Below are 13,058 nucleotides of genomic sequence, written 5' to 3'. Positions count from 1 at the left end.
GACACAGAACATGAGCGATATCCCTGCCCACCTGCGTTTTGCCGATAGTCACGAATGGGCCCGTCTGGAAGCTGACGGCAATGTGACCGTGGGTATTAGCGACCACGCCCAGGAAGCCCTGGGTGATGTGGTATTCGTCGAGCTGACGGAAGTTGGCAACGTGTTTGGCGCAGGGGACCAGGCGGGCGTGGTGGAATCGGTCAAGGCCGCTTCCGACATCTATGCCCCGGTGGCCGGTGAAGTGATCGCCGTCAACGAAGAGCTGAGCGCCAGCCCCGAGCTGCTCAACAGCGACCCCTACGGCGCCTGGATCTTCAAGCTCAAGCCAAGCAACCCGGCCGATCTGGAGAAGCTGCTGGACGCCGCCGGCTACAAGGCCGCTATCGGCGAGTAAGTCGCTCCTGCAAGCAGGCCCGCTCCCGTTGTGCAGGAGCGAGCTTGCTCGCGAAGGCCCTTTAAGCCTGCAACACCTCTTTCACCGCCGCCACCGCACGTTCCACGTCGGCCTTGCTCATGGCAGTGAACATCGGCAACGAGACGATCAGACGACCGACCCGTTCCGCCACCGGGAACATTCCCTCCTTGAAGCCGCGCTCGCGGTACAGGCTCAGCAAGTGAATCGGCGGATAGTGATAGCCGATGCCGATGCCCCGTTCCTGCATCTGCTCCATGAAGACGGCACGAGCCGGCTTGCCGTCCTTGCGCTCCGGCAGTACCAGCTGGAACAGGTGCCAGTTGCTGTTGCTGAAGTCCGCCGGCGGTAGTTGGGCGCCATAGCGAGTTTCGAAGTCGCTGCCAAAGCACTCGAAGTAATGTCGGGCCAGCTCGCGGCGGTGGGCGGTGATTGCCTCGATATGGGCAAACTGCCCCAGGCCGATGGCAGCGGCGATGTCGGTCATGTTGAACTTGCCCCCCAGTACATCCACATCCAGACCGTCGAAGCCGTTGCGGGTGACCCCTTGCAGGCGGTACTTCTCGGCCAGGCGCACTTCTTCAGGGGTATTGAGTACCAGGCAGCCGCCCTCGGAGGAGGTGACGTTCTTGTTGGCCTGGAAGCTGAAGGACACGAAGTCGCCACCGGCGCCGATGCGTTGGCCATTCCAGCTGGAACCCAGGGCCTGGGCGGCGTCCTCCACGACTCGCAGGTTGTGTTGTCGGGCCAGGGCGTACAGCCGAGTCATGTCCACCGGCAAGCCGGCCAGGAACACCGGGATGATGGCTTTGGTGCGTGGCGTAATAGCAGCTTCCACCTGGGCCAGGTCGATGTTGCGGGTGATCGGATCAATGTCGGCGAACACCGGCGTGGCACCCACTTCGAGAATCACGTTGGCGGTGGCCACCCAGGAAATCGGCGTGGTGATGACTTCATCTCCAGGGCCGATGCCGGCGATGCGCAAGGCGATCTCCATGGTGCAGGTGCCGGAGTTGAAGGTACGCACGGTGCGTCCGCCGAAGAACTCCGAGAGCTGGGCTTCGAACGCCTGGACCTTGGGGCCGCTGGTGATCCAGCCCGAACGCAGCACTTCGCCGACGGCGGCGATGGTGGATTCATCGATGGTGGGTTTGGAGAACGGCAGGAAAGGCGGTTGGCTCATGACGATGGGGCACCCGATAAGCGGACGATGAGAGCAGGGGTTGCGGCGCACCGGGGCTGGCGCGCGGACGCCCTGCATGATGGTACCGATTGCCTCGGGATGCCAGCGCGTCGACGCGCAGAATCGGCTGCTATGCTGCTTGGCACCCTGTTGCATCGACGCCGAGCGCCGCTTATCGGAGAGAGCCTGCCATGTCCCCGTCGCCATCCCTGAGCCAGTTACGCGAGCCCAACGCATTTCTCCACCGGCACCTGGGGCCTGATGCCGAGGAGCAGCAGGCGATGCTTGCCAGCCTCGGGCTGGGGAGTCGGATCGAGCTGATCGAGCAGACGGTACCGCCGGGCATCCGCCTCAATCGCGCCCTGGACCTGCCACCGGCACTGGATGAGCAGGCGGCCCTGGCCAAGCTCAAGGGGTATGCCGCGCAGAATCAGGTCTGGACCAGCCTGATCGGCATGGGTTACCACGGCACCCTGACGCCGACGGTGATCCTGCGCAATGTGTTGGAAAACCCCGGTTGGTACACCGCCTACACGCCCTACCAACCGGAAATCGCCCAGGGCCGGCTCGAAGCCCTGCTGAATTTCCAGCAGATGACCATCGACCTCACTGGCCTTGATCTGGCCAACGCCTCCTTGCTGGACGAGGCCACCGCAGCGGCCGAAGCCATGGCCCTGGCCAAGCGCGTGGCCAAGTCCAGGAGCAATCTGTTTTTTGTCGATGAACACTGCCATCCCCAGACCATCTCCGTGGTGCGCACCCGGGCCGAGGGGTTCGGTTTCGAGGTGATCGTCGACGCTGTGGATAACTTGCCCGCGCATCAGGTGTTTGGCGCGCTGTTGCAGTACCCGGATACCCACGGCGAGATCCGCGACCTGCGGCCGTTGATCGATCAGTTGCATGCCCAGCAGGCCCTGGCCTGTGTGGCCACCGATCTGCTCAGCCTGTTGGTACTGACCCCGCCCGGCGAGCTGGGGGCCGATGTGGTCCTGGGCTCCTCCCAGCGCTTCGGCGTGCCCATGGGCTACGGCGGTCCTCATGCAGCGTTTTTCGCTTGTCGCGACGAGTACAAGCGGGCGATGCCCGGGCGCATCATCGGCGTGTCCAAGGATGCCCGGGGGCAGGTGGCCTTGCGCATGGCCCTGCAAACCCGCGAGCAGCATATCCGCCGCGAGAAGGCCAACTCCAACATCTGCACCGCCCAGGTGTTGTTGGCCAACATCGCCAGCTTCTATGCGGTCTATCACGGTCCGGCTGGCCTCAAGCGTATTGCCCAGCGGGTGCATCGATTGACCTGCATCCTCGCTGCGGGCCTTGAGCGCCACGGCATAACGCGGGTCAACCGGCACTTTTTCGACACCCTGACCCTGGAGGTGGGCGGCAGTCAGACCGCGATCATCGAGAGCGCCAAGGCGCTGCAGATCAACCTGCGGATTCTCGGCCGTGGCCAGTTGGGCCTGAGCCTCGATGAGACCTGTGACGAAACCACCGTGGCCCGGCTGCTGGACGTGTTTCTCGGCGCGGACCATGGATTGGACGTCGCCGAACTGGATGCCGAGGTGCTGGCCTCGGGTCTTCCTGACAGCCTGTTGCGCCGCAGCCCCTACCTGACCCATCCGGTGTTCAGCGCCCATCACAGCGAAACCCAGATGCTGCGCTACCTCAAACAACTGGAGAACAAGGACCTGGCGCTCAACCAGTCGATGATCCCCTTGGGCTCCTGCACCATGAAGCTCAATGCCAGCAGCGAGATGATCCCCATCACCTGGCCGGAATTCGCCAACCTGCACCCCTTTGCCCCTCGGGAGCAGGCCGTCGGCTACACCTTGATGATCGAGGAACTGGAGCGTTGGTTATGCGCCATCACCGGCTTCGATGCCATCTGCATGCAGCCCAACTCCGGTGCCCAGGGCGAATACGCGGGGTTGCTGGCCATTCGTCGTTACCACGAGAGCCGCCAGCAAGGCGGGCGGCACATTTGCCTGATACCGGCCTCGGCCCATGGCACCAACCCGGCCTCGGCACAAATGGCCGGGATGCAGGTGGTGATCGTCGAATGCGATGAGGCCGGTAACGTCGACCTGGAGGATCTGACGGCCAAGGCTCAGGCCGCCGGTGATCGGCTGTCCTGCCTGATGGCCACTTACCCCTCGACCCATGGCGTCTATGAAGAGGGCATCAGCCAGATCTGTGAAGTTATCCACAGCCACGGCGGCCAGGTGTACATGGACGGCGCCAACCTCAATGCCCAGGTGGGCCTGACTCGGCCTGCGGACATCGGCGCCGATGTCTCGCACATGAACCTGCACAAGACGTTCTGCATTCCCCATGGCGGCGGTGGGCCGGGGATGGGGCCGATCGGCGTGCGAGCCCATCTGGCGCCCTTTGTCGCCAATCACCCGGTGGTGCCCATCGACGGGCCGCTTGCAGAGAATGGCGCGGTCAGCGCGGCGCCCTGGGGCAGCGCCAGTATCCTGCCCATCAGCTGGATGTACATCGCTCTGATGGGGCCGCACCTGGCGGATGCCAGCGAGGTGGCGATCCTCGCCGCCAACTACCTGGCCGCCCAGCTCAGCGGCGCCTTCCCGGTGCTCTATAGCGGGCGTAATGGCCGAGTGGCCCATGAATGCATCCTCGACCTGCGGCCGCTCAAGGCGCTGACCGGGATTACCGAGGAGGATGTGGCCAAGCGTCTGATGGATTACGGCTTTCATGCCCCGACCATGTCCTTCCCGGTGCCGGGCACGCTGATGGTGGAACCCACCGAAAGCGAGTCCAAGGCTGAGCTGGACCGCTTTGTCGAGGCCATGCTGAGCATTCGTGCCGAGATCGCCCAGGTCCAGGAGGGCAATTGGCCGGCCGAGGACAATCCGCTCAAGGGCGCGCCCCATACCCTGGCGGACATCACCGGGATCTGGGAGCGGCCCTACAGCATCGAGCAGGCGGTGCTGCCCAGTGGTCATGCCCGGGCCCACAAGTACTGGCCTGCGGTGAACCGGGTGGACAACGTCTACGGCGATCGCAACCTGTTCTGCGCCTGCGTCCCGGTGCAGGCCTATCGCTGAACTTGCCTCAGTAGGGGTGGCGTAGCCGCGTCGGACGACTGCCTTGGGTGTTGCGCCGGGATGCTTGAGTGTCCAGGGGATAGAGGTGCAGCAGCTCTTCTTCGATGACCTGGTTGCTCAGGCCCAGTTCCAGTTCCGGGCAGTCCAGGTCCAGCCAGTCGCCGTGTTGCAACTGCAGTTCGCTCTCGCGCCGGCAGGCACTGTGGAACACGTAGTGGACCATGCCCGGTTGCAGGAACTGCTCATGCTGTTCGAGGAAGGCCTGGGAGTACTTGCGGATCGCCCACCAGTTCTGCAGATCGAGGCGATAGCTGAGGTAGGACAACTGCACGCCCTGGCGTTCAACCCGTACATTGAGTGACAGGCTGCTCTGCAGCTCGCCGAGGATCAGCGCCGGAGTGATGGCGCACTGGCGCAGGCGTGATTGTGCGCAGGAACTGGCGTCCTGGCGGCTGAGCAGCGGGTCATGGATGTCATGACCCAGGCTGAAGCCGACAAAGCGCAGTTGCTTGAAGTGGTCCACCAGATACACGCAAAACACGCCTGGCTGACTGCAAATGCTCAGGGCGTGATACGGGATCATCAGCGCCTCGCCGTCGGTCTTGAGCAGGCTGCCGTTGCCCTTGTAGAACCAGCCCTGGCGGGTGTTCGGGGTGTTCAGGCTGACCTCGCTGACCTGGGCCAGGAGGCTGTCGCTGGGTTTGAGTGGTGGACGCAGCGGCCCTTGCGGGTGTCCCTCGGAAGGCTGTTGCGGATGGGCTGGCAGGCTGCGCAGGTACTCGCTCCAATCCAGGTGCCGGCGGGCGCAGAAATGCAGGGTTTCGTATAACCCACCGTGTTCGGACAGGGCATGCATGCTGCGACCATTGTGAAAGTCGAACAGCCCGATGGCGCGCTGTTCCTTGTGGCAGACATCCAGCAACAGCAGGTAATCGTCCATGATTCTCTAGTCCTTCAGGGGCAAGGGGGCGGGGAGGATGGGCAGCGGCTCGGGGGCTCGCGTCCGGCGAGGTTCGAGGGCACTTTCCTTGAGCAGAAATGACATCAGCAAGCCGATCAGGCTGCCGCTCAGGGCCACGTACAGGATCGACGGCAGGCCGAAATGGCTGGCGGCAAACCCGGCCACGGCCGGGGACAGCCCGCCCCCGAGAATTTCGCCGAAACCCACGACAATCCCGGTCGCCGTCGGCAGCAGGGCCGGGGCCACGGATTCACTGGTCAGCGGGCCGACCGTCATGCAGATCAGGCTGAAATTGAAAAACGACAGCAGGAACAACAGCAGAAACAGCAGCCAGGGAATCGCCGGGCTGACGATCAGCAGGCCCACCAGGGTGCTGCTGGTCATGAAGCAGGCCGATACCACCGGTTTGCGTCCGAGGCGGTCGGACATTCCGGGAATGATCAATTGGCCGATGAAACCGCCCAGGCCGATGGCCGAGATGACAAAGGCCATGGACAGGGTTTCCAGGTGCAGGTGGTCGGTCAGGTAACTGGGCAGCATGGCGCAGAGCACGAACTGACAGGTGAGGATGCAGAACATGATCAGGATGTTCAGGCTGACGTTGCCGCTCTTGAACGCCGCCAGCCAGTTGCGCCCGGCGCTGCCGGGCAGGCCCGCGGTGGAGGGCGCCGGCAACGGCCGGTAGACCTTCCACAGGTAGCCGGCCAGTAGCAGGCCCGGCAGGGAAATGATGGCGAACACCGCCCGCCACGAGCCGGAAAGCTGCAGCAGGTAGGCGGCGATCAGTGGCCCCAGGCACAGGCCGAGAATCGGGAACAGCGCCTGCTGGATACCCAGGTTCAGCCCGCGTCGGTCAGGGCGCGAGACTTCGTTGGTGACAATGATGCTGGTCGGGGTGAAGGCGCCTTCGCAGATGCCCATCAACCCGCGCAGGATCACCAGCCCCAGCACACCGGTGGCCAGCGCGGAGAAGCCGGACAGCAGCGACAGCACGGCAATCGAGGCCACCAGCACGCGGCGGGTGCCCAGGCGTTCGATCACGCCGCCCATGCCCAGGGCGGACAGCCCCCAGGTGAAGGCCAGCGCGGCGGACAGGTAGCCCAGGTCCTGATAGTCCAGTTGCAGGTCGTGCATGATCACCGGAAACAGCGGCAGGATGATGAAGCGATCCAGCCCCACCAGCCCGAAACTCAGTGACAGCAACAGCACCATGGATCTTTCGTAACGGCTGTCTGCAGCCGTGGTTGGTATTCCAGCGTTCATCGCTCTGCTTCCTTGAAAACCATGAACCCGGCGCGGCGCGCCGTGAGGGTGCGGCCTGACGTTGCCTTACAGCCCGGCAACGTCAGGTCGGACAGACGCAGGTTTTCCCGTCAGGCGGTCCACTCACCGACGGCCATTTCCGCAGTGAAGCCTGGGCCGAAGGCTGCCAGCAGGCCGATATCGCCTCGATTCAGGTTGGAATCGAACTGCCGCTTGAGCACGTCGAACACCACCACGCTGGCGATGTTGCCGGCTTCCGAGAGGCTGCTGCGCGATTGCGAGACCCGGTTCGAGGCCAGGTCCAGGTGCATCACCAACTCGTCGAGGATCTTGCGTCCCCCGGTGTGGAAGATGAAGAAGTCGTTGTGCGCGCAGTTCTGTTCGAACGTCTCGTAGTTGAGCTTCTCCATCACCGGCGCCACGTCCTTGATGGAATTCATCACCGCCTTGTCCAGGGTGAAGTGGAAGCCGGTGTCCTTCACGTCATATTTGATGTAGTGCTCGCTCTTGGGCAGGAAGAACGACTCGGTCTTCTTGATCTTGAAACCGCCAGCCTGGTCGTCGGCGCGCAGCACGCAGGCCGACACCGCATCGCCGAACAGGGCCGCGGAGATGAAGGCATGCAACTTGGTGTCGTCTGGCTGATAGCACAGCGAAGAGAACTCCAGGGATACGATCAGCACATGGTTGCGAGCATCGAGCCGGGCGAAATCGTTGGCCCGGTTGATGGCCGCGGCACCGGCCACGCAGCCCAGCTGGGCGATGGGCAGTTGCACGGTGGAATTGGGCAGGCCGAGGTCGTTGATCAGGTGCGCGGTCAGCGACGGCATCATGAAACCGGTGCAGGAGGTGACGATCACCATGCGGATGTCGCTGATCTGCAACCCGGCATTCTCGATGGCCTGGCGCGCCGCCGCCGACGACATCTGCCGGGCTTCACGCTCATAGACGATGCTGCGGTGGGTGAAGCCGGTGTGTACCGCCAGTTCGTCGATCGGCAGCACCAGATGGCGCTCGTTGACTTCTGTGTTGGCGATCATGCGCTTGGCCAAGGCCATGCGCGGATGGTCGGCGTGGAGGTTTTCCAGGTGATCAACCATCTGTTGCTGGGTGATCTTGTGTTGCGGAAACATGACGTGTGGGAGGCAAAGAGTAGACATGATGGGTCCTTGGCTCTAAGTAAGCCAATAAGTTAAGGGGTGGGGAAAGTCCCCGTTCATAGGCACAGGAATCTGTAGGCCCTAAAGGAAATCAGGACCTTAAGGCAACTTCGAGGCGCGAAGCGGCCGTTGATGTAACTTTTAAGTTGGATTTTATTTTAATGGCTAACTTCAAGGTGCCTTATATAAAGGCACCTTGAATAACAACTTATATATCCAGCACGAACTTATAAGCGTATTGCCAGGCCAAGTTGCTTTCGCGCACATGCTTGCGAATCACCATGCGCACTGGCGCGCCGACTTTCAGCTGCTGTGGATCGCAGACATCGACAATCTCCGAGGCAATCACCAGGCCGTCATCCAGGCGCACCATGGCCATGACGCGCGGCACGGTTTCGCCATAACCCATGGCGGCCAGGACCGGGTTTTCGGCGTGGGCCATGACTTCGATCTTGCCCGTGCGCTTGCAGCGGTAAGGCTTCACGCTCAGGGAATTGCAGGCGCCGCAGACGGTGCGCCTTGGGAAGAAGATCTCGTTGCACTCTTCGCACTGGCTGCCTTCGAGGCGGTACTTGCCGCCATGCTCGCGCCATTCGCGGAGCATGCTGGCGGTGGTCATTCTGTGGATCTGTTCTGGGTACATGGACATGGTCCGGGCTCCTTAGTCGTTCGAGAGGACAATCACTGAGTTGTGCGCCGCATAACCGCCAAGGTTCTGCGACACGCCGATGCGTGCGCCCTTGACCTGGTTGTCGGATTCGCCCCTCAGTTGCCGGAACAGCTCGGTGATGTGCAGGATGCCGTCGCAGCCCGAGGCGTGGCCGCGGCCGATGTTGCCGCCGTCGGTGTTCAGTGGCAGTTGGCCGTCTAGGGCGATGCCGCCTTCGAGTACGAAGTCGCCGGCCTGGCCCTTGCCGCAGATGCCCATGGATTCCATCTGGATCAGCCCGGCGCCGAGCAGGTCGTAGACCTGTGCCACGTCGATGTCCTTGGCGGTGATCCCGGCTTTCTTGTAGGCAATTTCCGCGCAGGCGATGGAGTTGGCCGAGACGGCCATGCCCACGTCCTTGGGCAGGCCCGGGTGATGCAGGGTCGGATTGTGGAAGCGCGTGCCGAAGTAGTGTGAGACCCCGGTGTAGGCACAGCCGCGCACGAACACCGGCTTGTCGGTGTACTTGTGGGCCAGGTGTTCAGCCACCAGGATGGCGCAGCCACTGGCTTCGCCCCAGGCCAGCATCGAACCGCAGGCTTCGCTGTTCTTCAGCGCTTCCAGGGTGGGAATCGGCTGGCCATAGCGGGTGGCGGTCGGGGTGTTGTGGGCATAGACGCGCATCTGCCGGCCAAATGTGGCCAGTACATCAGCCTCGCGACCGGCGTAGCCGAACTTCTGGAAGTACTCGGCGGTGGCCAGGGCGAAGGCGTCAGTGTGGGAGATGCCGAGGAAGTAATCGTATTCACATTCAGTGCTGGAGCCGATGTACTCGGCGTAGTTGAAGTGATCGGTCATCTTCTCGAAACCGCCGCACAGGACGATGTCGTACTCACCGGACGCGACCATCTGGTGACCCATCTGGAACGACACCGAGCTGCTGGTGCAGTTGGCGGTGCTCATGAAGGTCGGCGCCGGGCTGATGCCCAGGGCGTCGGAAATGGTCGGCCCCAGGCCGCCATATTCGGAAATGCCTTCACCGTGATAACCATAGGCGACCCCCTGGATTTCCCGGGGGTGCATCTTGGCGTCCTTGAGGGCTTTATAGGCGGACTCGACGATCATTTCCTTGAACGTCTGCCGAACTCGTGAACTTCCGGGCTTCGGCGTATAGGCGGCCGAAACGATTGCAACACGACGTGCGCACATGTACATGCTCCTTGCGTAGACAGGCGTAATCAGAGGTAGGCGGTCAGGGCGTAGTCAGCCCGCAGGTACTTGAACTCGTACTTGATGGAGGTGCCGTAATCGACATAGGTCTTGGCTTCGAGCAGTTCGCGCAGGGGCGTGTTGTGCTTCTGGTACTGCTCGATGGCGTCGGTGACGGTCAGGGCAATGGCGTCACTGCCGGCCCCGAAACCATAGGACACCATGAGGATCTTCTGCCCCGGACGGGCCTGGTCCAGCACGTTGATCAGGCCGAGCAGCGGGCTGGCGGCGCCAGTGTCACCCACATCGCCGGCGTAGATCCCCGGTTCGATCTGCTTGGTGTTGAAGCCCAGGTGCTTGCCCAGGGAATAGGGCGTGGACACCAGGTTCTGCTGGAACACCACGTAGTCATAGTCGGCGGCGCTGGTACGCAGCTTGGCCATCAGGCCCTCGGCAGCGCGGCGGGTCTGATCTTCCAGGCCGATGCTGTTCTTGTCCGAGCCCAGGCCCATCCCGGAACGAATGTAGCGATCGCCCTGGGGGCGGATGTTGTCGGCGATATCGGCGGCGCAGGAAAAACTGCCGTCAAACTCGGCGATGACGTTCTGATTGCCGATCAGCAGGGCGGCAGCGCCGGCTCCAGCATAGGACTCGGTCAGGTCGCCCGGCGCGGTGTTGCGGTTGATGGTGTCGGCGCCGATGGCCAGGGCACTGCCGGTCATGCCGGAGGCCACCAGGGCCTGGCAGATCTGCAGGGCGGAGGTGCCGGACTTGCCGGCAAACTGCACGTCGGCGCAATAGGCGTCGTAACCGCTGCCGAGCATTTCCAGGATGATCGAAGCCGAGGCTCGCGAGTCGTAGGGGTTGGTGCAGGTGCCCAGGTACAGGGCTTCGAGCTCATGGCCGGGGACTTTATCCAGGGCCCGTTGCGCCGCCAGCACACCGAGGGTGATGACATCTTCATCCGGCTGCAGCACGGCTCTTTCAGTGACGCCGAGGTTTTCCTCGACCAGCTTGAGCTCGGTGTTTTTCCAGACGTTGATCACGTCCTGGACTTTGAGGCGGCATACCGGAATACCCGCGCCATAGCTGACAATGCCTACTTTTTTCACGTTCATTTTCCTCTTGATTCCATTCTTTTTGAGAAAACTGGGTCGTGCCTGCTCAGAAGCACCCTTGAAACATACGGAAAACAATTTTGCTGCCTGTCTCGTGGCGACACCGCATAAACCGGCGGCCCAGAGGAGGGGGACAGCAGACTCCGAATAGGGGAAAACCCACTCGAAAGCTGTTTTTCTTAACCTCTCTATGCTATGATACGGAACGTTTCGTTTAGTAATAATTTCAGACGATCTAGTCTCTTTTTGGGAAGCGGGCCGCAGCCTCGAATCCGAGGAACTCGCAGTTGCAGGGCCTGATTTACTCAACCCTAATGAGATACTTTAAAAACTAGATAGATCGGTACAAGAAGTTCATGATTCTTTCAAGAATGAAACGAAACGGACCGTTTCATTTCGATTCGGAGGAATCCTATACCCTGCGTTGCGTTTGTCAAGCGCCCTGCCTGGAGATTTTTTATTGTGGCTCGTACCCCATCTCGCAGCTCCATCGGCTCGTTGCGAAGTCCCCATACCCATAAAGCCATCCTCAGTTCCACCATCGAAATCCTTAAGGAATGCGGTTATTCCGGGCTTAGTATCGAGTCCGTCGCACGCCGGGCGGGTGCCAGCAAGCCAACGATCTATCGGTGGTGGTCGAACAAGGCGGCATTGATCGCGGAAGTTTATGAAAACGAGAGTGAACAGGTCAGAAAATTTCCTGATCTCGGCTCGTTCAAGGCTGATCTCGACTTTTTGCTACACAATCTCTGGAAAGTCTGGCGAGAAACCATATGCGGAGAGGCTTTCCGCTGTGTCATCGCTGAAGCGCAGTTGGATCCAGCAACATTGACCCAGCTCAAGGATCAATTCATGGAGCGCAGAAGGGAGTTGCCGAAAAAGCTGGTGGAAAATGCCATCAGCAATGGCGAGCTCCCCAAGGACACCAACCGTGAATTGCTCCTGGATATGATTTTTGGTTTTTGCTGGTATCGGTTGCTGACCGAGCAGTTGACCGCGGAACAGGACATTGAGGAGTTCACTTCTCTGCTGATCAACGGTGTTTGTCCTGATACGCCACGTTGATCCATTGCCAGCCATTAAGCCCTTGAGTTGTGCGGGCTTAATGGCTGTTGTTTCAGGCTGAAGTCGCGCCGAACTCCCGATACAGGTCCGGCAGGAAGCTGGCCAGATGATTGAACTCGCACATATCGTGCACGGCAAATTCATAGGCCAGGGTTTCCAGCTCGGCTTCGCCAAAGCCACTTTCCTTGAGCAGCGCCGATGCTTTTTCAGCTCCGGGAAAGCGGGCCATCGATGGGTGCGATCCGACCCAGTAACGGCTGGTCAGGTACATGCCGCCCGGCACCTCCTTGAACAGATGCACCATCAATGACACCGGTACCTCTGGGTGATCGGCCAGGCTCATCAAGGCACTGACGCTGCCATCGATTTTCGCTTCGCGATACAGATCAGGGTCAAGGCCCAGGCTGGCTGGTTCCTGAAAATCGATGTGCAAGTGCATCAGGCGATCGCCGACATACTCCGATGCGCAGAAAGTGTTGCCATACAGCCGCTCTTCGAAGCTCAAGGATTCGTCGCTCAGGCGCTGATGGTTCACGCAAGGGTTGCTGACATGGGCGTAGGGGAACCACAGGGTATAGCGCTCCGATTCCGCCGGGTGCCACATGAACCACCACTTGAACATCTGTGCGGTGCAGCCGGGGAAGAACTTGCGGCTTTGCACATAAGCCATCGGCCCCGGTAGCAGGGCGTAGCCGGACTCCTCACTGACGAAGTCCGGGTCGAGCAGACGATTGATGTCCTCGACGCTTGGGGTCAGGGTGTCTTTCAGGTCCATCGGGCCTTGTTGGATCTTGCGTACAGCGGACAGCGGCACGCGCATTTCCGAGCGGAAATACTTGGCGTAGGGCTTGTTCCGGATGGCCACCTGGTTACGCAGGAACAGCTTCTGCATGGGCAGTGAGAAGTAGGTGAAGGGAGTCATGATGCGCGCTTCCATGCTGATATCCTTTGGCGTGAATTGACGAGTAGCCGC

Annotated in this window: 11 protein-coding genes; 3 read left to right on the top strand and 8 right to left on the bottom strand. The window is 61.3% G+C overall.

Annotation, left to right across the window (positions count from 1 at the left end):
* The first annotated feature begins 10 nt into the window (after window positions 1-10).
* Window positions 11-394 (top strand): glycine cleavage system protein GcvH, encoded by a 384-nt coding sequence (gene gcvH, locus KHO49_RS15285; RefSeq protein ID WP_213665225.1) that lies wholly within the window; start codon window positions 11-13, stop codon window positions 392-394.
* A 61-nt stretch (window positions 395-455) separates the two neighbouring features.
* Here gcvH and KHO49_RS15280 read toward each other — a convergent pair whose 3' ends face one another.
* Window positions 456-1,595: a DegT/DnrJ/EryC1/StrS family aminotransferase gene (locus KHO49_RS15280; RefSeq protein WP_213665224.1), complete on the bottom strand. Its 1,140-nt coding sequence runs from the start codon at window positions 1,593-1,595 to the stop codon at window positions 456-458.
* 191 nt (window positions 1,596-1,786) lie between these two features.
* Between KHO49_RS15280 and gcvP the strand changes: the two genes are divergently transcribed.
* A complete protein-coding gene (gcvP, locus tag KHO49_RS15275; RefSeq protein WP_110652935.1) occupies window positions 1,787-4,660 on the top strand; it encodes an aminomethyl-transferring glycine dehydrogenase in 2,874 nt (957 codons plus the stop codon).
* Window positions 4,661-4,667: 7 nt separating this feature from the next.
* Here the strand turns inward: gcvP and KHO49_RS15270 are convergent, their stop codons facing one another.
* From KHO49_RS15270 to KHO49_RS15245, 6 genes are all read right to left on the bottom strand, one after another.
* Complete coding sequence (locus tag KHO49_RS15270) at window positions 4,668-5,600, bottom strand: fumarylacetoacetate hydrolase (protein ID WP_213665223.1); 933 nt, start codon at window positions 5,598-5,600, stop codon at window positions 4,668-4,670.
* A gap of 6 nt (window positions 5,601-5,606) precedes the next feature.
* The gene (locus KHO49_RS15265; RefSeq protein ID WP_102881226.1) at window positions 5,607-6,884 is read right to left on the bottom strand and encodes an MFS transporter; all 1,278 of its coding nucleotides are present in this window, start codon (window positions 6,882-6,884) and stop codon (window positions 5,607-5,609) included.
* A gap of 110 nt (window positions 6,885-6,994) precedes the next feature.
* Window positions 6,995-8,044 carry a type III polyketide synthase gene (locus tag KHO49_RS15260; protein WP_102862173.1) on the bottom strand — a complete coding sequence of 350 codons (1,050 nt, stop codon included), beginning with the start codon at window positions 8,042-8,044 and terminating at the stop codon, window positions 6,995-6,997.
* A 208-nt stretch (window positions 8,045-8,252) separates the two neighbouring features.
* Window positions 8,253-8,693: a Zn-ribbon domain-containing OB-fold protein gene (locus tag KHO49_RS15255; RefSeq protein WP_102862172.1), complete on the bottom strand. Its 441-nt coding sequence runs from the start codon at window positions 8,691-8,693 to the stop codon at window positions 8,253-8,255.
* A 12-nt stretch (window positions 8,694-8,705) separates the two neighbouring features.
* A complete protein-coding gene (locus tag KHO49_RS15250) occupies window positions 8,706-9,902 on the bottom strand; it encodes a thiolase family protein (RefSeq protein WP_016966051.1) in 1,197 nt (398 codons plus the stop codon).
* 29 nt (window positions 9,903-9,931) lie between these two features.
* Window positions 9,932-11,020 carry a hydroxymethylglutaryl-CoA synthase gene (locus KHO49_RS15245; protein WP_102862170.1) on the bottom strand — a complete coding sequence of 363 codons (1,089 nt, stop codon included), beginning with the start codon at window positions 11,018-11,020 and terminating at the stop codon, window positions 9,932-9,934.
* Between the two features lie 462 nt (window positions 11,021-11,482).
* Here KHO49_RS15245 and KHO49_RS15240 point away from each other — a divergent pair, with 462 nt between their 5' ends.
* On the top strand, window positions 11,483-12,085 hold the full coding sequence (locus KHO49_RS15240) for a TetR/AcrR family transcriptional regulator (protein WP_102881225.1): 603 nt from the start codon (window positions 11,483-11,485) through the stop codon (window positions 12,083-12,085).
* Window positions 12,086-12,137: 52 nt separating this feature from the next.
* On the opposite strand, the gene phlG is transcribed toward KHO49_RS15240, so the two are convergent.
* The gene (phlG, locus tag KHO49_RS15235; protein WP_102862168.1) at window positions 12,138-13,022 is read right to left on the bottom strand and encodes a 2,4-diacetylphloroglucinol hydrolase; all 885 of its coding nucleotides are present in this window, start codon (window positions 13,020-13,022) and stop codon (window positions 12,138-12,140) included.
* Window positions 13,023-13,058: the final 36 nt, after the last annotated feature.

Source organism: Pseudomonas sp. RC4D1 (genome assembly GCF_018390395.1).
Taxonomy (GTDB): Bacteria; Pseudomonadota; Gammaproteobacteria; order Pseudomonadales; family Pseudomonadaceae; genus Aquipseudomonas; species Aquipseudomonas danubii.
The sequence above is the reverse complement of the archived record's forward strand: the minus strand, read 5'-3'. Positions and strand labels throughout refer to the sequence as shown.

What these genes read in the sequence shown, in the direction of transcription:
- KHO49_RS15280 (WP_213665224.1), bottom strand. Translation starts at nt 1,595, where the DNA reads ATGAGCCAACCGCCTTTCCTGCCGTTCTCCAAACCCACCATCGATGAA.
- phlG (WP_102862168.1), bottom strand. Translation starts at nt 13,022, where the DNA reads ATGGAAGCGCGCATCATGACTCCCTTCACCTACTTCTCACTGCCCATG.
- KHO49_RS15250 (WP_016966051.1), bottom strand. Translation starts at nt 9,902, where the DNA reads ATGTGCGCACGTCGTGTTGCAATCGTTTCGGCCGCCTATACGCCGAAG.
- KHO49_RS15245 (WP_102862170.1), bottom strand. Translation starts at nt 11,020, where the DNA reads ATGAACGTGAAAAAAGTAGGCATTGTCAGCTATGGCGCGGGTATTCCG.
- gcvH (WP_213665225.1), top strand. Translation starts at nt 11, where the DNA reads ATGAGCGATATCCCTGCCCACCTGCGTTTTGCCGATAGTCACGAATGG.
- KHO49_RS15270 (WP_213665223.1), bottom strand. Translation starts at nt 5,600, where the DNA reads ATGGACGATTACCTGCTGTTGCTGGATGTCTGCCACAAGGAACAGCGC.
- KHO49_RS15260 (WP_102862173.1), bottom strand. Translation starts at nt 8,044, where the DNA reads ATGTCTACTCTTTGCCTCCCACACGTCATGTTTCCGCAACACAAGATC.
- gcvP (WP_110652935.1), top strand. Translation starts at nt 1,787, where the DNA reads ATGTCCCCGTCGCCATCCCTGAGCCAGTTACGCGAGCCCAACGCATTT.
- KHO49_RS15255 (WP_102862172.1), bottom strand. Translation starts at nt 8,693, where the DNA reads ATGTCCATGTACCCAGAACAGATCCACAGAATGACCACCGCCAGCATG.
- KHO49_RS15265 (WP_102881226.1), bottom strand. Translation starts at nt 6,884, where the DNA reads ATGAACGCTGGAATACCAACCACGGCTGCAGACAGCCGTTACGAAAGA.